Origin of the sequence: Ruegeria sp. B32 (assembly GCF_025141855.1) — a bacterium.
GTDB lineage: Bacteria > Pseudomonadota > Alphaproteobacteria > Rhodobacterales > Rhodobacteraceae > Ruegeria > Ruegeria arenilitoris.
Map to the genome: position 1 here is coordinate 3,347,501 of NZ_CP081106.1, position 24,791 is coordinate 3,372,291.

The window sequence follows — 24,791 nt, forward strand, 5'->3', positions numbered from 1 at the left end:
GTTCCTGCTTAAAGCTAATCTGAGCAGGGTAAGCCGGCCCCTAAGCCGAGGCCGAAAGGCGTAGGCGATGGGAACCAGGTTAATATTCCTGGGCCAGGAGGATGTGACGGATCACAGGTGTAGTTCAATCTTATCGGATTGATTGGGCTGCTGAGTGGTTCCTGGAAATAGCCCTCCATCAGACCGTACCCTAAACCGACACAGGTGGACTGGTAGAGCATACCAAGGCGCTTGAGAGAACGATGTTGAAGGAACTCGGCAAAATACCTCCGTAAGTTCGCGAGAAGGAGGCCCGGTTCCTAGGCAACTAGGGGCTGGGGGCACAAACCAGGGGGTGGCGACTGTTTATTAAAAACACAGGGCTCTGCGAAGTCGCAAGACGACGTATAGGGTCTGACGCCTGCCCGGTGCCTGAAGGTTAAAAGGAGAGGTGAGAGCCTTGAATTGAAGCCCAGGTAAACGGCGGCCGTAACTATAACGGTCCTAAGGTAGCGAAATTCCTTGTCGGGTAAGTTCCGACCTGCACGAATGGCGTAACGACTTCCCCGCTGTCTCCAACATCGACTCAGCGAAATTGAATTGCCTGTCAAGATGCAGGCTTCCCGCGGTTAGACGGAAAGACCCCGTGCACCTTTACTACAGCTTCGCACTGGCATCAGGACTGCAATGTGCAGGATAGGTGGTAGGCTTCGAAGCAGGGACGCCAGTTCCTGTGGAGCCTCCCTTGAGATACCACCCTTTGCATTCTTGATGTCTAACCGCGGTCCGTTATCCGGATCCGGGACCCTGCGTGGCGGGTAGTTTGACTGGGGCGGTCGCCTCCTAAAGCGTAACGGAGGCGCGCGAAGGTTGGCTCAGAGCGGTCGGAAATCGCTCGTTGAGTGCAATGGCAGAAGCCAGCCTGACTGCGAGACTGACAAGTCGAGCAGAGTCGAAAGACGGCCATAGTGATCCGGTGGTCCCGAGTGGAAGGGCCATCGCTCAACGGATAAAAGGTACGCCGGGGATAACAGGCTGATACTGCCCAAGAGTCCATATCGACGGCAGTGTTTGGCACCTCGATGTCGGCTCATCTCATCCTGGGGCTGGAGCAGGTCCCAAGGGTACGGCTGTTCGCCGTTTAAAGAGGTACGTGAGCTGGGTTTAGAACGTCGTGAGACAGTTCGGTCCCTATCTGCCGTGGGTGTAGGAGACTTGAGAGGAGTTGCCCCTAGTACGAGAGGACCGGGGTGAACGATCCACTGGTGGACCTGTTGTCGTGCCAACGGCAGTGCAGGGTAGCTATGATCGGACAGGATAACCGCTGAAGGCATCTAAGCGGGAAGCCCCCCTCAAAACAAGGTCTCCCTGAGGGCCGTGGAAGACCACCACGTCAATAGGCCGGAGATGTAAGCGCAGCAATGCGTTCAGTTGACCGGTACTAATCGCCCGATAGGCTTGATTTGATCCAGTAACAGAAAGACAAATCACCAGAAGCATACACTGACCTTGAGTTGGACAACGTTGATTGATGTGAAACCCCGCAAGGGGTGACACAACAACCGTGCGGGAACGCGCATTCGCAAGCGAATACGCCGCCTCCCGCGCGCCGCCTTTTTGCAAAGCAAAAAGAGCGACGGGGATTTTCCTCGGTTTGGTGGTCATAGCGCAAGTGAAACACCCGGTCCCATCCCGAACCCGGAAGTTAAGCACTGCAGCGCCAATGGTACTTGGGCTCAAGCCCCGGGAGAGTAGGTCACCGCCAAACCTAGAAAAATCCCCCCTCTCTAAAACGATCAAAAACACGACCAGGTCTCAAACAGCCAAATAGGCAGCAGACCAACCCAAAGTGTCGCGGGATGGAGCAGCCCGGTAGCTCGTCAGGCTCATAACCTGAAGGTCGCAGGTTCAAATCCTGCTCCCGCAACCAAATCCACAAAATCAAAACACCGAACGAGCCGCCCAAGGGCGGCTTTGCTCGTTCTCCACCGCTCGTTCAGCACCAACCCAACAATCGCCGACATACAAAAGAAAAGAAACGCGCAAAATGCGCAAGAATTACAGCGCGCCACCAAAATATCTCAGCACCTGTCGAAATCTGAGAAAACCCGGCGTCCTTGGAGCACGAACCTGAAAACCGGAAGGACGATAGATGGTTTTTTTAACGACACCGATTTATGCGCTGCTTGTGGCGCTGGTCCGGCTCATCTTATGGTTTCGTGTCTCGGGGATGCGGTCGGCCACGGGCCAATCCATCGGCGTTGGCGGCGACATGGCACTGATGTTGCGCGTGCGCCAACACGGAATCTGCCAGGACTGGGCGACCTTCATATTGATATTGATGATGCTGGGCGAAGGGGGCGGAACACCAGCGCTTTACCTCAACGCGGCGGGCATCTTGCTGGTGACCGGACAAGTTGCGCATCCTTTCGGGCTGAAGATTGACAATGCCGCCCACCCGCTGCGCTATGTCTGTAATGGCACCAATATTTTGGCTGCGCTGATCATGGTGATTTGCATCGCAGCCCGGGTCTCCAGGCTTTGACCCAGAACTTTTTCAAAGGATTGTTGCTATGAAATACATGATGTTGATCTACACTGACCCCGCGCAGGAACCGGCCTATGGCACCCCGGAATTTGACGAGATGATGAGTGGCTTCTTTGCCGCCAATGAGCGGATGAAAGCGGATGGTGTTCTTCGCGATGGCGAGGGCCTGCAAGGGATCGAAACTGCGACCACCCTTCGGATCCGCTCCGGAAAAGTTGAAACCATGGACGGGCCCTATGCCGAAACGCGGGAGCATTTGGGCGGATAATATGTGGTTGACGTTGCTGACTTGGATGCGGCGCTGAAATACGCGGCACTGATCCCGGCCGCCAACTACGGCACAATCGAGGTTCGGCCTCTGATGGACTACAATCCGGCTGGATAATCCATGAAGAACGCCGCCCCCAAAGCGTTCGCAGTTGGACATGTCATTGATGATGTGTTGCGGCGGGATCGGGGGCTGCTTTTGGCCGGTCTGATCAACCGGTTGGGTGACTTCCAACTGGCCGAGGACGCACTGCAGGAGGCCGCAATCTCGGCCGTGAAACACTGGAGCCGCAACGGAGTTCCGGACAACCCGACCGCATGGTTGATGCGGGTTGGTTTGAACAAGGGCATCGATCGCATTCGAGCGCAACACAGGGAGGGACGGAAAACAGCAGCCCTGGCCATAACCCTGCCGGACTCTGTGACGGACGATATGTCTGAGCAGATACCGGATGACCGGTTGCGTCTGATCTTCACCTGCTGCCACCCCGCGCTGGACCAGAAGTCACGCATCGCGCTGACCTTGCGCACGGTCTGCAACCTGACCACACGGGAGATCGCCGCAGCATTTTTGGACAACGACCAGACGATGGGCCAGCGCCTGTCCCGAGCCAAGGCCAAGATTCGCGCCAAGGGGATTGGGTACTCCGTTCCCGATCCGGAAATCTGGCCGGAACGTTTGGATACGGTGCTGACGACCCTCTACCTGATCTTCACCACCGGATACGTGACCGAGGATACGGGACCGCGGGATCTCTGCCACGAAGGCATCCACCTTGCGCGGGTTCTGCGAGACCTCCGACCGGGAGAGCCCGAGATCGAAGGTGCGCTGGCCCTGATGCTATTGACCGATGCCCGCCGCCCTGCGCGTATCGACGCTGATGGCGCTATGGTGCCCGTAGAGGATCAGGACCGAACACTTTGGCGGCAGGGTCAGATACGTCAGGCGCAGCGGCTCCTGCAAGCTGCGGTCGACCAGAGAAAACCGGGACCGTTTCAACTCAAGGCCGCCATTGCGGATTGCCACATGATGGCGCCGGCCCCGGATTGGTGGCAGATGTCGCTGCTGTATCAGTCCCTTTGGGCCTGCGAGCCAACCCCGGTGGTTGCCCTGAACTGGGCCGTCGTGATGGCCGAGGCAGGTCATGCCCAACTGGCCTTGGACAAGCTGGACAGCCTGCGGCCCGATCTTGACGATTTTCAGCCATGGCACGCGGCCCGCGCGCATATTCTTCAGAAGACGGGCCGCACCGCCGCGGCGGTCGCGGCCTATCGGCAGGCCATAGAAGCGGCACCGAACCTGGCGTCCAGAAAGTTTTTGCAACAAAGACTGCGGCGGCTCGCGCACTGAGGATCTGACAAGATCGGGCGCCATTGCGACGATTGCCTGGAATGGGACTCAGCTGGTGCCTTCCGCGTGGGCCAGCATTTCCTTGCCGACTCGCCGATAGTTCACGAAGGAATTGGCGCTCATGACGACAAAGAAGCTGTCCAAATCAATCATGACATAGCCCATTTCCAGAAGTTCACGGGTCAGAGCCGTGATGTCCTCCTGGTACAGCCTTCTCCGGCCACACAGTTCACGCAGCAGCTTCTGCGGGATGCGATACCGGCCCGAGGCCTTTCCTCCGAACTCCCGGGCATACAGCCCGGCCAGGGTTTCCGCGGCATTCGTGAAGTCAGACATTCTATATCTCGTGTAATTTTGCCTATAGACAAAAATTTATCACTTATATAAAGGAGCGACAACCCAATTGAATGGCCAAGGCATGGACGGAAACGTAGACATTCCCTCAACCGACGAAGAGCTTTCGCTTCGGATCAAGGAAGCGGTCGAGCAGTCCAATGCGTCCGAGCTTGAGGCGCTTCTGGATCCGCTGACCAGCAGCGAAGCCCTGCGCGAAGTTCTTCAGCTGACACCGGCTGAGCGCGATACCGTTCTGGAGATCGTGCCCGTTGGACTTGCGGCGGAACTGGTCGAAGAAGCGCCAAACGAGATGGCGGTCGAGCTTGTGGAACGCCTCAAGCCCGAGCGTGCTGCCGAGATCATCGAACAGCTGGATTCGGACATTCAGGCCGACGTTATCGGCGAGTTGGATACGCCGGATGCCGAGGCCATCCTGTCCGAAATGGACGCCGAAGAGGCTGCGGATGTCCGCCTGCTAAGCACGTTCGAGGATGACACCGCCGGCGGTCTGATGATGACCGAGGTGTTCAAGTTCCGCGACACGCAGACCGTTGGCAATGTCCTGCGCGAACTTGCTTCGGACGACGAAGATTTTGAAAGGTATCGCGGGCAGCACCCCTATATTGTCGATTCCGAGGGGCGCGCCGTGGGCGTGGTATCGCTGCGCAGCCTGCTGACCGCCAAGCGCAGCGAAAAGCTGACAAGCATCATGGTTCCACCACTGACCGTGACCGTGGATACCCCGTTGGAACAGCTGGAAGACGTGTTCAACGATCATCCTTTCCTGGGGGTGCCGGTGGTTTATGCCGACGGAGTCCTGGCGGGTGTCGTGTCCCGCACGGCGGTGGCAGAAGCCACTCTGGAACGCTCGGAAAGTGAAAGCCTCAAACGTCAGGGTGTGGTTGGCGACGAGTTGCGCTCGATGCCTTTGTCGGTTCGGTCCCGTCGCCGGCTGGCCTGGCTTGCGGCCAACATCGTGCTCAACATCATCGCGGCCAGCGTGATCTCGGCCTACGAAGAAACACTGGCCGCAGTGATTGCGCTGGCCATCTTCCTGCCGATGGTATCGGACATGAGCGGCTGTTCCGGCAACCAGGCCGTTGGCGTCACCATGCGCGAATTGAGCCTTGGATTGGTACGGCCGCAAGATGCCATGCGGGTCTGGATCAAGGAGATTTCGGTCGGGGTCATCAATGGGATCGCGCTGGGTATTCTGATCGGGCTGGTCGCGTGGTTCTGGAAAGGCAATCCAGCTCTGGGTCTGGTGATTGGTACTGCGCTGGCACTCAACACGATGCTGGCGGTATCCATCGGCGGTGTTGTTCCTTTGCTGCTGAAGCGGATCGGACAGGACCCGGCCGCCGCAAGTGGCCCGCTGTTGACCACGATTACGGACATGGCCGGCTTCTTCTTCGTGCTCAGCCTTGCAACCCTTCTGATGCCCTGGCTGGTGTGATTATGGCAAACGTTTCCGACAAGGGTCAGCCGCAGACGCCGAAGGTCATTGGTTGGATGGAATACATCGACCTTCCCGACCTGCCTTTGAACGACATCAAGGCCAAGATCGACACCGGCGCCCGCACGTCAGCGCTGCATGCAACCGACATTCGGCGGTTTCAACGGGACGGACATCATTGGGTGTCCTTCCTGACGGAGGTGCCGGGTGGAGAAGGCATGGTCCGTATCGAGGCTCCGATCAAGGAACGGCGCAACATCAAGAACACCAGCGGAATTCCTGAAAACAGGATCGTCATCCGAACCACCATCCGGTTGGGCGACGAAACCTGGCCGCTGGATCTGTCTCTGACCGATCGCACGAACATGACCTTTCAGATGATCGTAGGCCGGGCGGCGCTGAAGAACCACGCGATCGCCGTTCACACCAAGCGCGCGCATCTGTTGCGCGGCAAACCAAAACACCAGGACAAAGGGGATTTGTCATGAAGATTGCCATGCTGGCGCGCAATGCCAACCTGTACACGCACCGCCGCCTCAAGGAAGCGGCCGAGGAGCGTGGGCATCAGCTCGACATCATCGACACCCTGCGGTGCTACATGAACATCGCAACCCGTCGCCCCGAGATCTATTACAACGGCGAAAAGCTGTCGGGGTATGACGCGGTGATTCCGCGGATCGGTGCCTCGGTCACCTTCTACGGAACCGCAGTGCTGCGTCAGTTCGAAATGATGGGTGTCTACCCGTTGAACGAAAGCGTCGCCATCGGCCGGTCGCGCGACAAGCTGCGGTCGATGCAGTTGCTGGCCCGCGACGGTGTCGGCCTGCCCGTCACAACCTTTGCCCATGACCCCAAACAGACCGACGAGGTGCTGAGACTGGCCGGTGGCGCGCCCATCGTCATCAAGCTGCTGGAAGGGACGCAGGGCATCGGTGTGGTTTTGGCCGACACGGACCGGTCCGCCAAATCGGTTGTCGAGGCGTTCCGCGGCGCGGGTGTGAACATCCTGCTGCAGGAATTCATCAAGGAAGCCGGCGGAACCGACATCCGGGCCATCGTGGTGGGCGGCAAGGTTGTCGCTGCGATGAAACGCACCGGTGCCGAGGGCGATTTCCGCTCGAACCTGCACCGTGGCGGTTCGGCCAAGGTGGTCAAACTGACCCCGGAAGAGCGTGCAACGGCCGTTCGCGCGGCCAAGTCGATGGGCCTGAATGCCTGTGGCGTCGACATGCTGCGCGCCAACCACGGCGCTGTGGTGATGGAGGTCAATTCCTCGCCGGGTCTGGAGGGTGTGGAAAAAGCCACGGGTCTGGATATTGCCGGAAAGATGATCGAGTTCCTGGAAAAGAACGCAAAAGCCGGGGCCACCAAGACCAAGGGCAAAGGGTAACGGCATGGCAAAGCGGCAGCCATTCACGATCGGCCAGGCCACTGTGGCGCCGGGATCGCGGCTTACCGTGGATCTGCCGGTCAGCGTTCTGTCGGACCATACCCCGGTGACCATGTCAGCGCATGTGGTGCACGGCCGACAGGACGGGCCCACCGTTTTTGTCAGCGGTGGGGTGCATGGCGATGAGGTGATCGGCGTCGAGATCATACGCCGTCTGTTGCGTGCGCCCAACCTGGCGACATTGAAAGGCACGCTGATCGCGGTGCCGATCGTGAATGCGTTCGGCTTCATCAACCATTCGCGCTATCTGCCCGACCGCCGCGACCTGAACCGGGTGTTTCCCGGCAGCGAGAACGGGTCGCTGGCCTCGCGGCTGGCGCATCTGTTCATGACAGAAATCGTCGCCCGCTCGGATCTGGGGATCGATCTGCATTCGGCGGCGATCCATCGTACGAACTATCCGCAGATCCGGATCTCGCCCGACAACCCTCGAACCAAGGAACTGGCCAGCGTTTTCGGAGCACCGATCGTCATCCAGTCGCCCCTGCGCGACGGATCATTGCGCGGCGCGGCCAAGGCGCAGGGGAAAGATATCCTGTTGTACGAAGCGGGCGAGGGTCTTCGCCTGGATGAACTGTCGATCCGCGCGGGCCTTGCGGGCATTCTGCGGGTGCTGAGGCACATGGGGATGGTTCCCGCCAAGCGGATCTCCAAGCCCAAAGCGGCACCGCAGTTCTGTTCGTCCAGCAAGTGGTTGCGCGCCCCGATGGGCGGAATCCTTCGGATCTACAAAGCTGACGGTGAACTGGTTCGCAAAGGTGATCTGCTGGGTGCCGTATCGGACCCGTTCGGCGAAGCCAGCGAGGACATCATCGCTCCGTTCGACGGCTTGATCGTCGGGCGTGCGGTCATGCCTGTGGTGAATGAGGGCGATGCCGTGTTTCACCTGGGGCGGGTCGGGTCCGTGGAAAAGGCCGAAGACTCGATGGAAGATATCAACGCGCAGCTGGAAGATGATCCCATGTTCGACGAGGACGAGATCATCTGAACGGTCCGACACGGATAAGAGACTGGCAATCCAGACACTTGGGGCGGCCTTGGCCGCCCTTCTTTCATCCCAGGCGTTTCTTGAACCTGAGCGTCGCAGCCAGCATCCCAAGGACGGCAAACCCGATCATCCACAGAATGTCACCGCGCAGAGCGTAAAGCGTCGCATCCCGCAGAACCACGCCGCGGATCATGTCCATGAAATGGGTGGCCGGCAGCACTTGGGCGATCACCTGAACCGGCTTGGGCATCCCGTCGAACGGGAACATGAACCCCGACATCAGGATCGAGGGCAGCAGAACGAAAATCGTCATTTGCATGGACTGCAGCTGGTTCTGGGCCAGCGTCGAGATCACAAGGCCAAGCGACAGGCTGGCGATGATGAACAGAAGCGTTACCACCAGCAGCGGGATCATCCCTCCGTTTATGGGGACATCGAACAGGAAATGTCCCAGCCCGAGGATGATCGCGACCTGCAGCAAGCCCAGGAAGATGTAGGGAATGATCTTGCCAATCATCAGCTCGATGGATTTGACCGGGGTGTTGATCAGCATCTCCATGTTCCCCCGCTCGCGCTCTCGGACGATGGCGGCCGAGGTGAACAGGATCATGGTCATGGTCAGGATGACGCCCACAAGGCCGGGAACGATGTTCACCGCCGATCGTTGCTCGGGATTGAAATACAGCGTGACCTCGAAGGTCGGGACCTGACGGTTTGCCGGCTGTCGCAGCAATTCGGTCAGTGGCATGCTGCGCAGGGATTTGATGGCGCTGGCCACCATGGTGTCCGACCCGTCCACGATCCAATGAGCCACGGGGCGGCTGGATGTCTGGTTGGTGGCGTTGGGCAGGCCCAGTCCGATGGACGGGCTTCGGGCAAGCCGGTCATCGACGTCGGGCGGAATGATGAACGCGGCGCGCACGGTGGATTCGGTGATCGCCTGCTCGGCTTCTTCCGGGGTCGCGAAGACCTCGGTGATGGTCACGACCTGCGTGGCTTGAACGATCTGAGCCAAGGTCCGGGACAGCGACGAGTCGGCCTGATCCACGATCCCGACCGGAATATGGCGGATGTTTGTGTTGATTGCGTATCCGAACAACAGCAGCTGGATCAGCGGGATCATGACGACCATGGCAAAGGTCATCCGGTCGCGCCGCAGTTGCAGCAGCTCTTTCTTGAGAACGGCGGTGATGCGGCGGAGCGATTTCATTGGGCGGGCCCCTTCGTCGCGCTGACGAACACGTCTTCCAGATTGGGGCGCTGCACGGACATCTCCACGTTGGGAAAGTCCGACAGGCGCGACGTGATCATCGCCATCGGATCGGTTTCCGACTTGTCCACCAGAACGCGCAATCGGGCACCCACCTGCGCCGTCGACATCACCTTGGGCGTGTCATCCAGTAGGTGTTTGACCTGCCGCAGCCCCTCACCCTCGACCTCGATCACGGTGGCGTTCAGGTCTTCCATCAGTTGCCGGGGCGATCCATCCGCCTTTTTGACCCCATGCTCGAGAATGGCCAGCTTGTGACACCGTTCCGCCTCGTCCATGAAATGCGTGGACACGATCATCGTCGCGCCCTGATCGACCAGGTCGAACAGCTGTTCCCAGAAAGACCGGCGGGTTTCGGGGTCAACGGCCGATGTCGGCTCGTCCAAAAACAACAGCTTGGGGCCGTGCAGAACCGTCGCGGCCAGCGCCAGTTTCTGCCGCTGCCCGCCGCTCATGCTTCCGCTCAGTTGATTGGCGTTTTCGGTCAGGTCGTAGGTTGTCAGCAGTTCGTCGATCCGGTCGGCGGATTTGCGGCGCGGCATTCCGTAGATCTCGGCGGCAAAGCGCAGGTTCTCCAGCACCGTCATGTCGCGGTAATACGAAAAGATCTGCGTCATGTACCCGATTTCATTCTTCAGCGGCTCGGCGTATTGCGGCATTGGTCGGCCCAGCACCGAGACGGATCCGCTGCTGGGCGTCAGCAGTCCGGTCAGCATTCGCATCGTCGTTGTCTTGCCGCAGCCGTTCGGGCCCAGAAACCCATAGATCTGACCCTGGCGTATCTCCAGGTCTAGGTTGCTGACGGCTGTCTTTTCCTTGAATCGGCGCGTCAGACCCTGGGTCGAGACCACCAGATCGCTCATGGCATCTTCACCTGGACGGGAACGCCCGCAGGCAGATCTCGGGCGGTTTCCGGCAGGTCGATTTCTGCCAGATAGACCAACCGCGTCCGATCATCCTTGTTCAACCCGTAGTAGGGGGTGAAGGACGGGTCGTCGCTGACCCATCGCACGGTGCCCGTCAGAGGTTGGTCCAGCCCGTCGACCCGAACCTCGAGAGAGTCTCCGGGAGCGATGCCCACCCGGCTGGGTTCGGGGACATAGACGCGGGCGAAAGGGGCCGCGCCGGACACCAGCACCGCGACCGGGCTGCCCTGAGCGACCCGTTCCCCCAGGTTCCAGGGAAGGGAATCCAGGATGCCGTCCCGTGTCGCAACAACCGTCAGGTCATCCAGAACGGTCTGCTCGGCGGCAACCGCCGCTTCGGCCGCCCGCACATTGGCCCGGGCAACCGACAGATCTTCGGGGCGGGTTCCGTTTTCCAGTTCTTTCAGGGATTCCCGAGCGCTTTCCAGTGCCGCCCGAGCGGAATCGCGTGCGGCAATATCCTGATCCAGGCGCGCCTGGCTGACGACCGAGTTGACGACCAGCTGGGAATTCCTCTGATACACGGCCTCTGCGTCCAGCAGACGCGCCTCGGCACCGGCGACGTTGGCGCGCGCGATCGCAATCTCTTCCTCGCGCGGGCCGACTTCCAGTTTCAGTAGCGTGGCCTGCGATTTTTCCAGTTCCGCCTGCGCGAGGTTCAGCTTCGCGGTCTGCAGATCCGTGTCGAACCTGACCAGCACGTCGCCGACTTTGACCGGAGACCCTTCTGCAACAGGCAGTTCCACGATGATCTCATTGGCCGTTGCCGTCAGTGCGACCCGGTCCCGCGCCAGAACTCCCAGCGCGGTGCCGGTGTTCTGGCCCGAACATCGGTCCAGCAACGCAGCAGGGAGAATGGCCATGACCAGCAGCGGAATCGGCAGGGACACATTCATCAAATCATCGTCTCCTTGGTCGGGGCGGTTTGGTATCGGTGTCAATTTCTGCCCCGACTCAAAGGTTTAACAGACGATTGAAAAATCACAAAAGCAGAACCAAACGGGCCAATACCAAGCCATCCAAGGATGCCCGGGCTGCAAATTCAAGCGATTGACCCCGCCCACGACCGGCTGAGTTCTGTCCTGACCGCGGTGCAATGGTGGGCAAGAGCGCGGGCACATACAGGGCGCAAATAATCCTTGCAACCGGTTGCAAAAAAGAACATGCTCCCGCCAGAAATATACCCAGAGGTCACAATGCTCAGAATCGGATTGCTTGGAGCAGGGCGCATCGGAACCGTCCACGCGCAAGCCATTTCGGACCACCCGGACAGCACGCTTGTTGCGGTTTCGGACGCAATGGAAGACGCCGCCGCACGTCTGGCGCAAGCGCATGGAGCTGTAGCGCGCACGTCGGAAGACATCATCGCCGACCCGGATATCGACGCGGTACTGATCGCCACGCCGACGGATACGCATTCGGACCTCATCGAGGCGGCGACCGCCGCGGGCAAGGCCGTTCTGTGCGAAAAGCCGGTCGATCTGGACCTGAACCGCGCCCTCGCCTGCCAGCAAGCCGTGGCAGGTACCGGTCAACCGGTCATGATCGGGTTCAATCGGCGTTTCGATCCGGGCTTTGGCGCATTGAAATCCGCCGTTCAGTCCGGCGAGATCGGAAGCCCCGAATTGCTGTCGATCACTTCTTTTGATCCGGCGCCGCCCCCGATTTCCTATGTCAAAGTATCGGGCGGATTATTTCGGGACATGACGATACATGATTTCGACCTCGCCAATTTCATCATGGGTGACTTACCGGTCACTGTTTCGGCCGTTGGCACATCGACCGTGGACCCCGCCATCGCCGAGGCGGGGGATGTGGACACAGCCGTCGTCACCATGACCTACAAGGACGGTCGGATCGCCGTCATCAAGAATTCTCGCCGGGCCGTATACGGCTATGATCAACGGGTCGAGGTCTTGGGGTCCGGCGGGCTGCTGCAGGCGCGCAACGTGCTCGAGAACAACCTGGTGAAATCCACGTCCGACGGCGTGATCAGTGCCAAGCCGACCTACTTCTTCCTCGAACGCTACATGCCTGCCTATCGGGCGGAATGGGATGCGTTCGTGACTGCGGTCAAGACCGGATCCGCCGTGCCGGTGACGCTGGAAGACGGCGTCGCAGCGCTGGCCCTGGCCGAAGCTGCGACCCGATCGGCCAGGACGGGTATTCCGGTAAAGCTGGAGGAAATTTTGAAACCGGTTGCAAAATGACGTGAAGTATTGAAACTGAAACGGCCCCGATGCGTATCGGTGCGACAGAGATTCGGCCTTGCCGGATGAATGGGTCCAGGACCCGGACAAGACAAAAATCTGTCCTAGTGGGAGGAAACGTAATGAACAAATTTTTCAAAGGTGCTTTGGCCGCCGGCGCGCTGGCGCTGGCCACTCCGGCCTTTGCGCAGGACATCGTCGTGGTATCGCACGGCCAGGCCAATGACGCGTTCTGGAACGTGGTCAAGAATGGGGTCGAGCAGGCCGGCACGGATATGGGCGTAAACGTCGAGTACCGTGCGCCCGAAACCTTCGACATGGTTGCCATGTCGCAGCTGATCGATGCCGCCGTGAACCAGGAACCCGACGGGTTGATCGTCTCGATCCCGGACGCCGACGCGCTTGGCCCCTCGATCGAACGCGCGGTCGCCGCAGGCATCCCGGTGATCTCGATGAACTCGGGCTCGGACGTGTCCAAGAAACTGGGCGCGGCGCTGCATGTCGGCCAGGATGAGTTCGACGCCGGCAAGGCCGCCGGTGAGAAGCTGGCCGAAATGGGCGGCAAGAACGCGATCTGTGTGAACCACGAGGTCGGAAACGTCGCGCTGGACCTGCGCTGCGCGGGCTTTGCCGAAGGCTTTGGCGGCAATGTGACCGTTCTGCCGACGTCCAACGATCCGTCCGAGATCGAGTCGAAAGTGTCGGCGGCTCTGGCTTCGGATGAAAGCGTCGATACCGTGATGGCGCTGGGTGCAAGCTCGGCCGGTGAGCCCACAGTGGCCGCCGTCAAAGGGTCGGGGCGCGACGTGAACGTGGCTTCGTTCGACCTGTCGGCCAACTTCCTGCAGTCGATCGTCGATGGTGACGCGGCCTTTGCGGTAGACCAGCAGCAGTATCTGCAGGGTTACCTGCCGGTCGTGTTCATGGCGCTGAACGCCAAGTACGGCCTGATGCCGGGCGGCAACGTGCCCTCGGGTCCGAACCTGATCACCGCCGACAAGGCCGGTCAGGTGGTCGAGCTGTCCGCTCAGGGCATCCGCTGATACCGGCGGGCTGAAAATCGGGGCGGCGTCAGGGCGCCGCCCCTGCCAAACGGGAGGAAACCATGACCGAGTCTGCACAAGTGGCGGTGGACGAACGGATCAAGAAGGAACCGTTCCTGACCAAGCTGATGAAGCGGCCCGAACTGGGGGCCATCGCAGGGGCGATCCTTGTCTTCATCTTCTTCGCCATCACGGCCGATGAATCAATGTTCACGCTTGCCGGTATCATGAACTTCATGACCCCCGCCGCCCAACTGGGTATTCTGGCGATTGGCGCGGCGCTGCTGATGATCGGGGGCGAGTTTGACCTGTCTATCGGCTCCATGGTGGCCTTTGCCGGCCTGTTCTTCGGGGTCTGCGTGGTGACCTGGCAGCTGCCCTTGGTGGCCGCGATCCCGATGACTTTTGTTTTTGCCGCCTTTGTCGGGGCAATCAACGGCACCATCGTCATCCGCTCGGGTCTGCCGTCCTTCATCGTGACGCTGGCGTTTCTGTTCATTCTGCGCGGCCTGTCTCTGGTGGGGCTCAAGGCCGCCACCGGCGGATCGACCCAGCTGCGCGGCGTGCGCGATCAGGTCGAAAATGACTGGCTCGCGCCGTTCTTTTCCGGCGAAGCCTTTGCCAGCCTGTTCACCTGGCTGGCCGAAAAAGGCTTGATCGACACGTTCAAAAGCGGCGCGCCCAAAGTGCCGGGTGTCCCGGTTGAAATCCTGTGGTTCGTGGCCTTCGCCATTGCCGCCACCTATGTTCTGCTGCGCACCCCGGCCGGCAACTGGATCTTCGCCTCGGGCGGCGACCGGGTTGCGGCGTCGAACTCGGGCGTACCGGTGAACCGGGTCAAGATTTCACTGTTCATGCTGACTGCCTGTTGTGCCGCGCTGGTGGCGATCATCACCGTGATCGACGCAGGCTCGACCGACGCGCGGCGCGGTTTCCAGAAGGAATTCGAGGCGATCATCGCCGCGGTGATCGGTGGCTGTTTGCTGACCGGCGGGTATGGCTCGGCCATCGGGGCGTTTTTCGGGGCGATCATCTTCGGCATGGTAGTCATCGGCCTGACCTATACCGATTTCGATCAGGACTGGTTCCAGGTGTTCCTGGGGGCGATGCTGCTGATCGCCGTTCTGTTCAACAACGCGATCCGCAAACGCGTAACCGGGGAGCGCTGACATGACCGAAGACACCAAGTTCCACCACGGCGATGCGGTCAAGGACGTGGCCCCGGTCGTCGAAATGAAAGAGATCGAAAAGCATTTCGGCAACATCATCGCGTTGGCGGGCGTCAGCTTCGACGTCAAGCCGGGTGAATGCCACTGCCTGCTGGGTGACAACGGGGCGGGCAAATCGACCTTCATCAAGACGATGTCCGGGGTGCACAAACCCACCAAGGGCGAGATCTATTTCGAAGGCCAGCCGATGTCCTTCGACACGCCCCGCGACGCGATGGAGGCGGGCATCGCCACCGTGTTCCAGGACCTGGCGATGATCCCGCTGATGAGCGTCACGCGCAATTTCTTCATGGGGCGCGAGCCGACCAAGGGGAAAGGCCTGTTGAAACGGTTCGACATCGAGCACGCCAACGAGGTCTGCATGGAAGAGATGCGCAAGATGGGCATCAACCTGCGTGGCCCCGATCAGGCGGTAGGCACCCTGTCGGGGGGCGAGCGTCAGACCGTGGCGATTGCCCGTGCGGTCTATTTCGGCGCCAAGATCCTGATCCTGGACGAACCGACCTCGGCGTTGGGCGTGCGGCAGACATCGAACGTGCTGGCCACCATCGACAAGGTGCGCCACCAGGGCATCGGCGTGGTCTTCATCAGCCACAATGTCCGGCACGCGTTGGCCGTGGGCGACCGGTTCACGGTTCTGAACCGCGGCAAGACGCTGGGCACCGCCCGGCGCGGCGAGATCTCGCCCGAAGAGCTGCAGGACATGATGGCCGGCGGGCAGGAGATGGCCGAGCTGGAAGGGTCGCTGGGCGGTACCGTCTGAAGGTTTCTCCCCGGTGTCCCGTATCGTGCGGGGCACCAATATCACCAGGGTCCGGCAGGCCGGGCCACCCGGCCTGGGTGGTGGGCGTGTCGGATCCTTTAACGACAGAATGATTGCAACGGATTGCCCATAGCGGCCTCGTTCTGAAAGGGATCATGATGAGCAAGACAATCCGACTGACCGCGGCGCAGGCCTTGGTGCGCTACCTTGGCGCGCAGATGAACGAGAACGGCGAGCCCTTCATCGCCGGTGTCTGGGCGATTTTCGGCCATGGCAACGTGGCCGGTCTGGGCGAGGCGCTGCACGGTGTGCGCGACAGCCTGCCCACCTATCGCGGTCACAATGAACAGACCATGGCCCATTGCGCGATCGCCTATACCAAGCAGATGCGGCGCAGCCGCGCCATGGCGGTCACCTCGTCGATCGGGCCGGGGGCGACCAACATGGTCACCGCCGCCGCGCTGGCGCATGTGAACCGCCTGCCGGTGCTGCTGTTGCCGGGGGACGTTTTCGCCACCCGCGGCCCCGACCCGGTGCTGCAACAGACCGAGGATTTCACCGACGGCACCGTTAGCGCCAATGACTGTTTCCGCCCGGTCAGCCGCTATTTCGACCGGATCACCCGGCCCGAACATCTGCTGACTGCCCTGCCGCGCGCCTTCCGCACCATGACCGACCCGGCCGATTGCGGGCCGGTGACCCTGGGTTTTTGCCAAGACGTGCAGGCTGAGGCCTATGACTATCCGCTCAGCTTCTTCGAGCCGCGCATCTGGCACCAGCGCCGCATCCGCCCCGACGAAGGTGAGCTGGCCCGCGCGGCCGAGGCCATCCGGTCGGCCAAACGCCCGATCATCGTGGCCGGCGGCGGTGTCCATTATTCCGGCGCGACCGACGCGCTGCAGGCCTTTGCCGAGACCCACAACATTCCTGTTGCCGAGACGCAGGCCGGCAAATCGGCCCTGGCCTGGGATCACCCGCTGAACCTGGGCCCGGTCGGCGTGACCGGGGGCGAACCCGCCAACACCGTGTGCGCCGAGGCGGATCTGATCCTGGGTATCGGCACGCGGTTTCAGGATTTCACAACCGGGTCCTGGGGGCTGTTTTCCAACCCAGCGCGCAAGATGGTCTGCCTGAACACCGCCGCCTATGACGCCGCGAAACACGGCGCGATGCCGCTGCTGGCCGACGCGCGGGTCGGGATCGAGGAATTGGGCGCGGCCCTGCAGGGCTATCGCGCCGATCCGGTTCCCGACACGCTCAAGGCCGAGTGGTTTGCCAAGGTCGACGCGCTGACCGATGCGCCGGGTGACGCCAACGCGCTGCCCACCGACATGCAGGTGGTGGGTGCGGTGCAGCGCGCGGCGCATGGCGACACGGTGGTGATGTGCGCCGCCGGCACCATGCCGGGCGAGCTGCACAAGCTGTGGAAGGCGCCGCGTCCGGGGGCCTATCACATGGAATACGGCTTCAGCTGCATGGGCTACGAGATCGCGGGCGCCATGGGTATCAAGATGGCCCAGCCCGACCGCGACGTGATCTGTTTCACCGGGGACGGCACCTACATGATGGCCAACTCGGAAATGGCGACGGCGGCGATGATGGGGGTGTCCTTCACCGTGGTGATCACCGACAACCGGGGCTTTGGCTGCATCAACCGGCTGCAGATGGGCACCGGCGGGGCCGAGTTCAACAACCTGCTGGACCATGCGGTGCACGAGACGCCCTCGGCCATCGACTTTGCGGCCCATGCGGCGGCGATGGGGGCGACCTCGGTCAAGGTCGGCTCGATCGCCGAGCTGGAAGAGGCGCTGGCCAAACGCGGCGAAGTCAAAGGCCCCTATGTGATCGTCATCGACACCGACCCGTACCCCTCGACCGAATATGGCGGCACGTGGTGGGAAGTGGCGGTGCCCGAGGTCAGTGTCCGCCCGGCAGTGAATGAACAACGTGCGGCCTACGAGGCTGCCATCAAGGAAAGAAACACCAAATGAGCGTGAAGATCGGCATCTCTCCGATTGCGTGGCAAAATGACGACCTGCCCGACCTGACGGCTGGGTTCACCATGGAACAGGCCCTGAAAGAGGCGCGTCAGATCGGCTATACCGGGGTCGAGCGCGGGCAACGTATGCCCGCCGATACCGAGGGGCTGCGCGCCTATCTGGAAGAAAATGACCTTGCCCTGTGCGGCGGCTGGTGTTCCGGCAATTCGCTGGTCAATGATTTCGCCGCCGAACGCGACGCGGTGCGCGCGCAGGTCGAGCAGTTCGTGGCCCTGAACAGCCCCTGCATCGTCTATGCTGAATGCTCGAACACGGTTCAGGGCCAGATCGGCACCCCGGTCAATGACCGTCCGCAGCTGTCGAAAGACGAGATCAAGGCCTATGGCGCCAAGATCACCGAACTGGCCAAGTGGATGGCCGATCAGGGCATGCCGATGGCCTATCACCATCACATGGGTACGATCATCGAAAGCGAAGATGACGTGAACTGGTTGATGGAGGGGTCGGGCCCCGAGGTGAAGCTGTGCTTTGACACCGGGCATCTGCTGTTCGGCGGCGGTGATGTGCTGGCCACGCTGAACCGCTGGGGTGACCGGGCGCATCATGTGCATTTCAAGGACATCCGCCCCGGCATCGTGCGCGACACGCGCGGCAACCGGCGCAGTTTCCTGGACGCGGTGATCGCAGGGGCCTTCACGGTGCCCGGCGATGGCTGCATCGACTTTCAGGAGGTCTCCCATGCGTTGAAAGCCATGGATTACGAAGGCTGGATCGTGGTCGAGGCCGAGCAGGACCCGGCCAAGGCCCCGCCCTATGAATACTCGAAGATGGGCTATGACCACATCGTCGAGGTCTGCGGTCAGGCCGGATTGACGATCACGGCCTGATCTTTCGCCCCCCGGGGCGCCGCCATGGGAAAGGAGCGTTTCATGGTCCGTCAGCAACCTGGTTTCGCCGGCTATTTCGGCCCCGAGTCCTGTGATCTGGACGAATTCAAGGTGCTGACCTCGCAGAGCCTGCGGCCCGAGCAGGTGCGCCACGCGGCCGCTGTGGAGAAGAACGTGCCGGTCTATGACATGCACGCGCTGCGGCCCGCCTTGGAAACCCCCAACACCCGGCGCGCCCTGCTGGCTGAATGGGGCTGGGTTCTGGGCCGATCTGCCGGGGTGATCGCGTTGAAAGGCGCCTATGCGGATACCGCGGTCATCGACCGGGCGACCGAGGTGTTTCGCCGGATCATCGAAGATGAGCGTCAGGCCGGGGGCGGCGAGGGCGATCACTTTGCGGCCTCGGGCGCGAATGACAGGGTGTGGAACGCGCTGCAAAAGCAATGCCTGCGCGACCCTGAGGGCTTTGCGCTCTATTTCGGCAACACGGCGATTGCCGCCGCCTGCGAGGCCTGGGTGGGCCCCGATTACCAGATGACCGCGCAGATCAACCAGGTGCGGCCGGGCGGCAAGGCGCAGCAGGCGCATCGCGATTATCACCTGGGGTTCCAGACCGCCGACAAGGCGGCCCAGTTCCCGGCGCACGCCCATATGGCCACCGCCGCGCTGACTCTGCAGGGCGCGGTTGCCCATTGCGACATGCCCATTGAAAGCGGCCCGACCAAGCTGTTGCCCTTCTCGCAGCTGTATGGCCCTGGCTATGTCGCCTTTCACGACGACGCGCATCGGGCGCATTTCGAACGGGCCTGCATCCAGCTGCCGCTGGCCAAGGGCGATGCGGTGTTCTTCAACCCGGCGCTGTTCCATGCAGCCGGCGAAAACAGCAGCGCCGACATCCACCGGATGGCCAACCTGCTGCAGGTGTCGTCGGCCTTCGGGCGGGCGATGGAGGCGGTGGACCGCAAGGCGATGTGTCTGGCCGTATTCCCGGCACTGATGGCGTTGAGCCAGCGCGGCGATCTGGATGATGCCCGCATCGGCGCCGCGATCGCGGCCACGGCCGAAGGCTATCCCTTTCCGACCAATCTGGATACCGATCCGCCGGAAGGTGGAAACGCTCCGCCCAGCCAGGCCGATATCCTGCGCCGGGCGGTGTCGGAAAGCTGGACGCAGGCGCAGCTGGAGCAGGCACTGGACGCGCGGCAGGCGCGGCAGACGGCATGACGGAACCCGGGCGGCCGGTGCTGCCCCAACACAGGTGAAACCGATGGCAGAACTGCTGAGAAAACCGTTCGGAACCCATGGCAAGGTGCATGACATCACACCGGCCAGCGCCGGCTGGCGCTATGTGGGCTTTGGCCTTTATCACCTGCGGGCCGGCGACCGCGCCGCCGAGGTCACCGGCGACCGCGAGGTCATTCTGGTGATGGTCGAGGGCAAGGCCCGGATTACCGGCGCCGGGCAGGATTGGGGCGTGTTGGGCGACCGGATGAACGTGTTCGAAAAGTCCCCGCCGCATTGCCTGTACCTGCCCAACGGCACCGAGTGGGAGGCAACAGCCGAAACCGATTGCGTGATCGCCGTGTGCTCGGCCCCGGGCAAGGGCGGCCATGCCCCGCGCCGGATCGGGCCCGAGGGCATCACCCTGACCGAGCGCGGCAAGGGAACGAACACGCGCCACATCAACAACATCGCGATGGAGGCCGAGGATTGCGCCGACAGCCTGCTGGTGACCGAGGTCTTCACCCCCCACGGCCATTGGTCATCCTACCCCAGTCACCGGCATGACGAGGATGACTATCCCCGCATCACCTATCTGGAAGAGACCTATTACCACCGCCTGAACCCGGCCAGCGGGTTCGGCATCCAGCGCGTCTATACCGATGACTGTCAGTTGGACGAAACCATGGCCGTGTCCGATGGCGATGTGGTACTGGTGCCGCGCGGGCACCACCCTTGCGGGGCGCCCTACGGGTTCGAGATGTATTATCTGAACGTCATGGCCGGGCCGCTGCGCAAATGGCGTTTCGTTCCGGCGCCCGAAGTGGAATGGATCATGGAGCGCGACAAATGACCAAGGCCTTTGCCATCTATCCCAGCCTGAAAGGGCGCACCGTATTCGTGACCGGCGGGGCCTCGGGCATCGGGCGCGAAATCGTGCGCGGCTTTGCCGAGCAGGGGGCCAAGGTCGGCTTTGTCGACATCAACGCCGAGGGCGGAAACGCGCTGCTGGAAGAACTGGACGGAACCCAAGCCTTTGCCGCCTGCGACCTGCGCGACATCGCGGCGCTGCGGTCCGCTTTTGACGAGCTGGCGGGCGCGCTGGGCACAGCGGACGTTCTGGTCAACAACGCCGCACATGACGACCGGCACGACTGGCGCGAGGTGACGCCGGACTATTGGGACGAGCGCATGGCGACCAACCTCCGCCACATGTTCTTCGCCATCCAGTCCGTGGCGCCCGGCATGATCGACAAGGGCGCGGGGTCGATCATCAATATCGGCTCGAATTCCTGGTGGGAGGCCGGCGCGGGCTTTCCCGCCTATGCCACCGCGAAATCCGCTGTGCACGGCCTGACCCGCACCATGGCGCGGGAACTGGGCGATCACCGGATCCGGGTCAACACGGTCGTGCCCGGCTGGATCATGACCCAGCGCCAGAAAGACCTTTGGGTCACCCCCGAAGCGCTGGCCAAACAGATCGACCGCCAATGCCTGCCCGACCCGATCGACCCGGTCTATGTGGCGCGGATGGTGTTGTTTCTGGCCTCGGACGACGCGGCCATGTGCAGTGCCGGGAATTTCATGGTCGAGGGCGGCTCGATCTGACGGCCATGGGATCGTTCCCGTCCGGAATGAGCGTGCGTCGATACGCTGGGGCCGGTTGACGGATCGACACCCGGCAAGGAAAGATGCGGGATGATTTCCTACGTCACGGTCGGCGCGAACGACATCGCGCGTGCTAAACGGTTTTACTGCGCCTTTCTGCCGGATCTCGGCTATGCGCTGGAGGAGGGTCCCGAAGGGCTGAGTTTCGCCCTGCCGGTCCCGCCGGGCCAGCAACCGGTTTTGCCGGAATTTTATGTCAAACCGCCTTTTGACGGGGCCGCGGCCTCGGCCGGGAATGGTGCGATGGTCGCCTTCGAGGCGCGCAGTCAGCAGCAGGTACGAGACCTTCACGCCGCCGCGCTGCGGGCCGGCGGATCGGACGAAGGTCAGCCGGGCTTTCGCGCCATGTACGGGCCACGTTTCTATGTCGGCTATCTGCGGGACCCACAGGGCAACAAGATCGCCCTGTTTTCCAGCAATCCGAACGAACCGGGGCGCGACGACTAGGACCCGCCAGCGCATTTTGCAGAATGGCACAGGTCGGGACGGTTATCGCTGCGGCGGCGCACCAAAGGCGCGGATCACGGTGCGGGCGGCAGCAACGACCGGGTCATGGGTTTCCTTCAGGATCGTCACCCGGTCGAACCGGTCGGGGTCGCGGTTCACGGCCTCGCGCAGGGCGGCACCGAAGGCCATGCGCAGCTCGGTCCCAATGTTGAACTTGCAGATCGCGGTTTCACGCGCCAGCCGCGCGCGCTGTTCGACCGGCACACCCGATCCGCCATGGATCACCAGCGGCACGTTGGTCACGGCCTGAATCCGGTGGATGCGGTCCTCATCCAGCCCGCCTTCCTTGTTCTGCTGCAGGTGGACGTTTCCGACCGAGATCGCCATCGCGTCCACGCCGGTCTGGGCGGCGAAGGTGGCTGCCTCGTCCGGATCGGTCCCGGCCGAGCCTTCGCCCCCGGAATAGCCGACGAAGCCGATTTCGCCTTCGCACGAAATCCCGGCGGCGTGGGCCATTTCGGCAATCGCGGCGGTCTCGTCGATATTTTGCTGCAAGGGCTTGCGCGACCCGTCGAACATCAGCGAGGTGAACCCGCTGTCCAGCGCGATCTTGCACTCCTCAAAGGTATAGCCGTGGTCCAGGTGCGCCACGACAGGCACCGAGGCGTTTTCGGCCAGATACCGGAACATCTTGCCCAGGATCGGCAGCGGTGTGTGCTCGCGGCAGCTGGGTCCGGCCTGCAGGATCACCGGGGCGTTCTCGGCCTCGGCCGCGGCGACATAGGCGCGCATATCCTCCCAGCCCAGCGTTACCAGACCGCCGACGGCATAGCCCTGTTCATAGGCGGGTTGCAGGACGTCTTTGAGCGTAACGAGGGTCATTTGAACTTGGCGATCATGTCTTTGATGCCTGGGATCGTCTCGATCTGATAGGCATGGGTGGGTTGGAAATACTGTACCAGCGACCGCTGGGTCAGCCCGCCGAGGATGGTGAAGTAATACATCTCGTATCCCGGCAGCACGCAGCAGGGGTGATAGCCCTTGTCGATACAGATCGTCGAGCCATCGACGATGTGATAGGCATCGCCCGGTTCGTTGTCCTCGCGCTGCAGCATCTGTAGGCCCGAGCCCCAGTTGGGCTTGAAGCGGAAATTGTAGGTCTCGTCATGCCGGGTCTCGTCCGGCAGGCGGTTGGTGTCGTGCTTGTGGCTGGGAAAGCCTGACCAGCCGCCCTGACCCACGGTGAACAGCTCGCTCACCAGCAGGCGGCCGACCTTGTCATGCTGTTTCTGGCCCAAGATATGCTTGATCTTGCGATGGGTCTTGGTGTCGTCGCTGCCATATTGCACCAGATCGTGCTCGCGCACGTCGAACGGATCCAGCACCTTGTCATACTTTGCGCCGGCCACGAACACCTCGGCCGTCTCCGACACGCAGACCATCTGCGCCCTTGCCCCCGACGGGACATAGGCGCCCTCGGGCTCGCCATCCCAGACATCCTCGCCCCGGTTGCCCAGTTGCGCAAAGCGCACGCCCTCGACATCCAGGTCGACGCTGCCGGTGGCGGGCACGATGCAGGTCTCGTACCCCGGGACCTGGTATTCAAAGGCTTCGCCCCGCTTCAACTTCACGATGTTGAAATAGTTCAGCGGCACGGTCGGGTCATCGACATCGACGATGGGTTTGTTCTGGTTGTCGAACGGGGGGATGTGCATTTGGCTCTCCTATCCGGCCGCGGTGGGGCCGGGGTGGGACGCTAGGAAAGCGTCCAGATCTTCGGTGGTTGGCATGGCGGGCGCGCAGCCCGGTTTGGACACGACGATCGAGGCGCAGGCCGATCCGCGCAACACCGCCTGTTCCAGCGAATGGCCCGCCGCGATCGAGGCCAGCAGCCCGGCCATGAAGCTGTCGCCCGCGCCGTTGGGTTTGACGGCGGTGACCGGGTAGATGCCCGTGTGGATCTCTTGCCCGTCGGTCAGGGTGACGGCGCCCTTTTCGCCCATCTTGTAGATGACGATGCGGCCGGGTTTCTCGGCCAGATCGCAGGCTTTATGGAAGCCTTTCTCGATCCCGCCGGCCATGAAGCCGAATTCTTCGTCATTGCCGACGATCATGTCGCTGGCCTCGCCCGCGCGCGACAGCACGTCGGCCGCGACCTGCGCCGAGGGCCAGCTGTAGGGCCGGTAGTCGATGTCGAAGATCACCGGCAGACCGGCCTTGCGCGCATTGTCGAAGGCGCGGAACGTGGCGCTGCGCGACGGTTCGGCGGCAAACACGGTTCCGGCCGAGATCGCCGCTCTGAAGCGTCCATAGTCGACTTGGTCCATGTCATCTTCGGTGACCTGGAAATCGACGGCGCCGTTGCGGTAGATGACGTTCTGAAAGTCCTCGATGCAGCTTTCATAGACCGCCAAGGACATGCGGTATTCACCGCCGACGACGCGAATGAAAGAGGTGTCGACACCATAGTGATGCAACTTGTTGAGGCAAAAACGCCCCACCGCGTCATCCGAGACGGAAGTGATCAGCGACGCCTGGCTGCCTAGCTTGACCAGACCTGCGCAGATATTTGCGGACGAGCCGCCCAGATCGGCGCGGAACATGTCGGCATGTTCGCTTTTGACACCGACCGGATCGGCGAACAGGTCCATGCCGGCGCGGCCGAAAACGGCAAACCGGTTTCCTTTGATGCCGTCGATCAAGTGACTCAAACTGTTCCTCCCAGGCATTTTGATCCCATCGATCCGATGGA

Annotated in this window: 24 protein-coding genes, 1 tRNA gene and 2 rRNA genes (1 of these 27 cut by a window edge); 20 read left to right on the plus strand and 7 right to left on the minus strand. The window is 61.8% G+C overall.

All coding sequences use genetic code 11. The annotated features are described in order from the left end of the window. The 6 genes from K3752_RS16915 to K3752_RS16940 all read left to right on the plus strand — a co-directional run. Positions 1-1,445, plus strand: a 23S ribosomal RNA gene (locus tag K3752_RS16915) (it extends 1,382 nt beyond the left edge of the window). Positions 1,446-1,632: 187 nt separating this feature from the next. Further along, a 5S ribosomal RNA gene (gene rrf / locus K3752_RS16920) occupies positions 1,633-1,747 on the plus strand. A gap of 85 nt (positions 1,748-1,832) precedes the next feature. Next, a tRNA-Met gene (locus tag K3752_RS16925) sits at positions 1,833-1,909 on the plus strand. Between the two features lie 222 nt (positions 1,910-2,131). Beyond that, the gene (locus tag K3752_RS16930) at positions 2,132-2,524 is read left to right on the plus strand and encodes an MAPEG family protein (protein ID WP_260063876.1); all 393 of its coding nucleotides are present in this window, start codon (positions 2,132-2,134) and stop codon (positions 2,522-2,524) included. 28 nt (positions 2,525-2,552) lie between these two features. Then, positions 2,553-2,795: a YciI family protein gene (locus K3752_RS16935; protein ID WP_254432984.1), complete on the plus strand. Its 243-nt coding sequence runs from the start codon at positions 2,553-2,555 to the stop codon at positions 2,793-2,795. Between the two features lie 120 nt (positions 2,796-2,915). Then, positions 2,916-4,145 (plus strand): RNA polymerase sigma factor, encoded by a 1,230-nt coding sequence (locus K3752_RS16940; RefSeq protein ID WP_260063877.1) that lies wholly within the window; start codon positions 2,916-2,918, stop codon positions 4,143-4,145. A gap of 48 nt (positions 4,146-4,193) precedes the next feature. On the opposite strand, the gene K3752_RS16945 is transcribed toward K3752_RS16940, so the two are convergent. Continuing rightward, the gene (locus K3752_RS16945) at positions 4,194-4,481 is read right to left on the minus strand and encodes a hypothetical protein (RefSeq protein ID WP_170343210.1); all 288 of its coding nucleotides are present in this window, start codon (positions 4,479-4,481) and stop codon (positions 4,194-4,196) included. A gap of 82 nt (positions 4,482-4,563) precedes the next feature. On the opposite strand from K3752_RS16945, the gene mgtE reads away from it, so the two are divergent. From mgtE to K3752_RS16965, 4 genes are read left to right on the plus strand one after another with little or no spacing between them, the layout of a single operon-like run. Beyond that, entirely contained in the window at positions 4,564-5,937 is a 1,374-nt protein-coding gene (mgtE, locus tag K3752_RS16950; protein ID WP_170343209.1) for a magnesium transporter, read from the plus strand. A 2-nt stretch (positions 5,938-5,939) separates the two neighbouring features. Then, the gene (locus K3752_RS16955; protein ID WP_170343208.1) at positions 5,940-6,425 is read left to right on the plus strand and encodes a RimK/LysX family protein; all 486 of its coding nucleotides are present in this window, start codon (positions 5,940-5,942) and stop codon (positions 6,423-6,425) included. Further along, complete coding sequence (gene rimK, locus K3752_RS16960) at positions 6,422-7,327, plus strand: 30S ribosomal protein S6--L-glutamate ligase (protein ID WP_170436414.1); 906 nt, start codon at positions 6,422-6,424, stop codon at positions 7,325-7,327. Before K3752_RS16955 ends, rimK begins: the two co-directional genes overlap by 4 nt. 4 nt (positions 7,328-7,331) lie before the next feature. Beyond that, positions 7,332-8,375, plus strand: a complete 1,044-nt coding sequence (locus K3752_RS16965) for a succinylglutamate desuccinylase/aspartoacylase family protein (protein WP_170343207.1) — start codon at positions 7,332-7,334, stop codon at positions 8,373-8,375. Between the two features lie 64 nt (positions 8,376-8,439). On the opposite strand, the gene K3752_RS16970 is transcribed toward K3752_RS16965, so the two are convergent. Genes K3752_RS16970 through K3752_RS16980 form a run of 3 tightly spaced genes read right to left on the minus strand, consistent with a single transcriptional unit; the run spans position 8,440 to position 11,467 of the window. Beyond that, on the minus strand, positions 8,440-9,585 hold the full coding sequence (locus K3752_RS16970; RefSeq protein ID WP_260063878.1) for an ABC transporter permease: 1,146 nt from the start codon (positions 9,583-9,585) through the stop codon (positions 8,440-8,442). Further along, on the minus strand, positions 9,582-10,508 hold the full coding sequence (locus tag K3752_RS16975; protein ID WP_260063879.1) for an ABC transporter ATP-binding protein: 927 nt from the start codon (positions 10,506-10,508) through the stop codon (positions 9,582-9,584). Before K3752_RS16975 ends, K3752_RS16970 begins: the two co-directional genes overlap by 4 nt. Then, positions 10,505-11,467, minus strand: coding sequence for an HlyD family secretion protein (locus K3752_RS16980; RefSeq protein WP_254429954.1), 963 nt, complete (start codon positions 11,465-11,467; stop codon positions 10,505-10,507). Before K3752_RS16980 ends, K3752_RS16975 begins: the two co-directional genes overlap by 4 nt. A gap of 300 nt (positions 11,468-11,767) precedes the next feature. Between K3752_RS16980 and iolG the strand changes: the two genes are divergently transcribed. From iolG to K3752_RS17030, 10 genes are all read left to right on the plus strand, one after another. Next, positions 11,768-12,781, plus strand: a complete 1,014-nt coding sequence (iolG, locus tag K3752_RS16985) for an inositol 2-dehydrogenase (protein WP_170359791.1) — start codon at positions 11,768-11,770, stop codon at positions 12,779-12,781. Positions 12,782-12,903: 122 nt separating this feature from the next. Beyond that, positions 12,904-13,824: a sugar ABC transporter substrate-binding protein gene (locus K3752_RS16990; protein ID WP_170343203.1), complete on the plus strand. Its 921-nt coding sequence runs from the start codon at positions 12,904-12,906 to the stop codon at positions 13,822-13,824. Between the two features lie 62 nt (positions 13,825-13,886). Next, positions 13,887-14,993 carry an ABC transporter permease gene (locus tag K3752_RS16995; protein WP_170365688.1) on the plus strand — a complete coding sequence of 369 codons (1,107 nt, stop codon included), beginning with the start codon at positions 13,887-13,889 and terminating at the stop codon, positions 14,991-14,993. 1 nt (position 14,994) lies between these two features. Then, positions 14,995-15,816, plus strand: a complete 822-nt coding sequence (locus K3752_RS17000) for an ATP-binding cassette domain-containing protein (RefSeq protein WP_093963708.1) — start codon at positions 14,995-14,997, stop codon at positions 15,814-15,816. A 158-nt stretch (positions 15,817-15,974) separates the two neighbouring features. After that, positions 15,975-17,807: a 3D-(3,5/4)-trihydroxycyclohexane-1,2-dione acylhydrolase (decyclizing) gene (iolD, locus tag K3752_RS17005; RefSeq protein WP_260063881.1), complete on the plus strand. Its 1,833-nt coding sequence runs from the start codon at positions 15,975-15,977 to the stop codon at positions 17,805-17,807. Continuing rightward, the gene (iolE, locus tag K3752_RS17010) at positions 17,804-18,703 is read left to right on the plus strand and encodes a myo-inosose-2 dehydratase (protein WP_260063882.1); all 900 of its coding nucleotides are present in this window, start codon (positions 17,804-17,806) and stop codon (positions 18,701-18,703) included. The genes iolD and iolE overlap by 4 nt, the downstream gene beginning before the upstream one ends. Before the next feature lie 42 nt (positions 18,704-18,745). Beyond that, positions 18,746-19,927 (plus strand): phytanoyl-CoA dioxygenase family protein, encoded by a 1,182-nt coding sequence (locus K3752_RS17015; RefSeq protein WP_260063883.1) that lies wholly within the window; start codon positions 18,746-18,748, stop codon positions 19,925-19,927. A 43-nt stretch (positions 19,928-19,970) separates the two neighbouring features. Beyond that, a complete protein-coding gene (iolB, locus tag K3752_RS17020) occupies positions 19,971-20,777 on the plus strand; it encodes a 5-deoxy-glucuronate isomerase (protein ID WP_260063884.1) in 807 nt (268 codons plus the stop codon). Next, on the plus strand, positions 20,774-21,532 hold the full coding sequence (locus K3752_RS17025) for an SDR family NAD(P)-dependent oxidoreductase (protein ID WP_260063885.1): 759 nt from the start codon (positions 20,774-20,776) through the stop codon (positions 21,530-21,532). Before iolB ends, K3752_RS17025 begins: the two co-directional genes overlap by 4 nt. 90 nt (positions 21,533-21,622) lie before the next feature. Beyond that, positions 21,623-22,039 (plus strand): VOC family protein, encoded by a 417-nt coding sequence (locus K3752_RS17030; protein WP_260063886.1) that lies wholly within the window; start codon positions 21,623-21,625, stop codon positions 22,037-22,039. Between the two features lie 42 nt (positions 22,040-22,081). On the opposite strand, the gene K3752_RS17035 is transcribed toward K3752_RS17030, so the two are convergent. The 3 genes from K3752_RS17035 to K3752_RS17045 are packed head-to-tail and all read right to left on the minus strand — an operon-like array spanning position 22,082 to position 24,768. Next, on the minus strand, positions 22,082-22,921 hold the full coding sequence (locus K3752_RS17035) for a class II fructose-bisphosphate aldolase (RefSeq protein ID WP_260063887.1): 840 nt from the start codon (positions 22,919-22,921) through the stop codon (positions 22,082-22,084). Next, on the minus strand, positions 22,918-23,754 hold the full coding sequence (locus K3752_RS17040) for a 5-deoxy-glucuronate isomerase (protein WP_260063888.1): 837 nt from the start codon (positions 23,752-23,754) through the stop codon (positions 22,918-22,920). The genes K3752_RS17035 and K3752_RS17040 overlap by 4 nt, the downstream gene beginning before the upstream one ends. A 9-nt stretch (positions 23,755-23,763) precedes the next feature. Further along, positions 23,764-24,768 carry a PfkB family carbohydrate kinase gene (locus K3752_RS17045; RefSeq protein ID WP_260063889.1) on the minus strand — a complete coding sequence of 335 codons (1,005 nt, stop codon included), beginning with the start codon at positions 24,766-24,768 and terminating at the stop codon, positions 23,764-23,766. Between the last annotated feature and the right edge of the window lie 23 nt (positions 24,769-24,791).

What these genes read in the sequence shown, in the direction of transcription:
- K3752_RS16930 (WP_260063876.1), top strand. Translation starts at nt 2,132, where the DNA reads ATGGTTTTTTTAACGACACCGATTTATGCGCTGCTTGTGGCGCTGGTC.
- K3752_RS16935 (WP_254432984.1), top strand. Translation starts at nt 2,553, where the DNA reads ATGAAATACATGATGTTGATCTACACTGACCCCGCGCAGGAACCGGCC.
- K3752_RS16940 (WP_260063877.1), top strand. Translation starts at nt 2,916, where the DNA reads ATGAAGAACGCCGCCCCCAAAGCGTTCGCAGTTGGACATGTCATTGAT.
- K3752_RS16945 (WP_170343210.1), bottom strand. Translation starts at nt 4,481, where the DNA reads ATGTCTGACTTCACGAATGCCGCGGAAACCCTGGCCGGGCTGTATGCC.
- mgtE (WP_170343209.1), top strand. Translation starts at nt 4,564, where the DNA reads ATGGACGGAAACGTAGACATTCCCTCAACCGACGAAGAGCTTTCGCTT.
- K3752_RS16955 (WP_170343208.1), top strand. Translation starts at nt 5,940, where the DNA reads ATGGCAAACGTTTCCGACAAGGGTCAGCCGCAGACGCCGAAGGTCATT.
- rimK (WP_170436414.1), top strand. Translation starts at nt 6,422, where the DNA reads ATGAAGATTGCCATGCTGGCGCGCAATGCCAACCTGTACACGCACCGC.
- K3752_RS16965 (WP_170343207.1), top strand. Translation starts at nt 7,332, where the DNA reads ATGGCAAAGCGGCAGCCATTCACGATCGGCCAGGCCACTGTGGCGCCG.
- K3752_RS16970 (WP_260063878.1), bottom strand. Translation starts at nt 9,585, where the DNA reads ATGAAATCGCTCCGCCGCATCACCGCCGTTCTCAAGAAAGAGCTGCTG.
- K3752_RS16975 (WP_260063879.1), bottom strand. Translation starts at nt 10,508, where the DNA reads ATGAGCGATCTGGTGGTCTCGACCCAGGGTCTGACGCGCCGATTCAAG.
- K3752_RS16980 (WP_254429954.1), bottom strand. Translation starts at nt 11,467, where the DNA reads ATGAATGTGTCCCTGCCGATTCCGCTGCTGGTCATGGCCATTCTCCCT.
- iolG (WP_170359791.1), top strand. Translation starts at nt 11,768, where the DNA reads ATGCTCAGAATCGGATTGCTTGGAGCAGGGCGCATCGGAACCGTCCAC.
- K3752_RS16990 (WP_170343203.1), top strand. Translation starts at nt 12,904, where the DNA reads ATGAACAAATTTTTCAAAGGTGCTTTGGCCGCCGGCGCGCTGGCGCTG.
- K3752_RS16995 (WP_170365688.1), top strand. Translation starts at nt 13,887, where the DNA reads ATGACCGAGTCTGCACAAGTGGCGGTGGACGAACGGATCAAGAAGGAA.
- K3752_RS17000 (WP_093963708.1), top strand. Translation starts at nt 14,995, where the DNA reads ATGACCGAAGACACCAAGTTCCACCACGGCGATGCGGTCAAGGACGTG.
- iolD (WP_260063881.1), top strand. Translation starts at nt 15,975, where the DNA reads ATGAGCAAGACAATCCGACTGACCGCGGCGCAGGCCTTGGTGCGCTAC.
- iolE (WP_260063882.1), top strand. Translation starts at nt 17,804, where the DNA reads ATGAGCGTGAAGATCGGCATCTCTCCGATTGCGTGGCAAAATGACGAC.
- K3752_RS17015 (WP_260063883.1), top strand. Translation starts at nt 18,746, where the DNA reads ATGGTCCGTCAGCAACCTGGTTTCGCCGGCTATTTCGGCCCCGAGTCC.
- iolB (WP_260063884.1), top strand. Translation starts at nt 19,971, where the DNA reads ATGGCAGAACTGCTGAGAAAACCGTTCGGAACCCATGGCAAGGTGCAT.
- K3752_RS17025 (WP_260063885.1), top strand. Translation starts at nt 20,774, where the DNA reads ATGACCAAGGCCTTTGCCATCTATCCCAGCCTGAAAGGGCGCACCGTA.
- K3752_RS17030 (WP_260063886.1), top strand. Translation starts at nt 21,623, where the DNA reads ATGATTTCCTACGTCACGGTCGGCGCGAACGACATCGCGCGTGCTAAA.
- K3752_RS17035 (WP_260063887.1), bottom strand. Translation starts at nt 22,921, where the DNA reads ATGACCCTCGTTACGCTCAAAGACGTCCTGCAACCCGCCTATGAACAG.
- K3752_RS17040 (WP_260063888.1), bottom strand. Translation starts at nt 23,754, where the DNA reads ATGCACATCCCCCCGTTCGACAACCAGAACAAACCCATCGTCGATGTC.
- K3752_RS17045 (WP_260063889.1), bottom strand. Translation starts at nt 24,768, where the DNA reads ATGCCTGGGAGGAACAGTTTGAGTCACTTGATCGACGGCATCAAAGGA.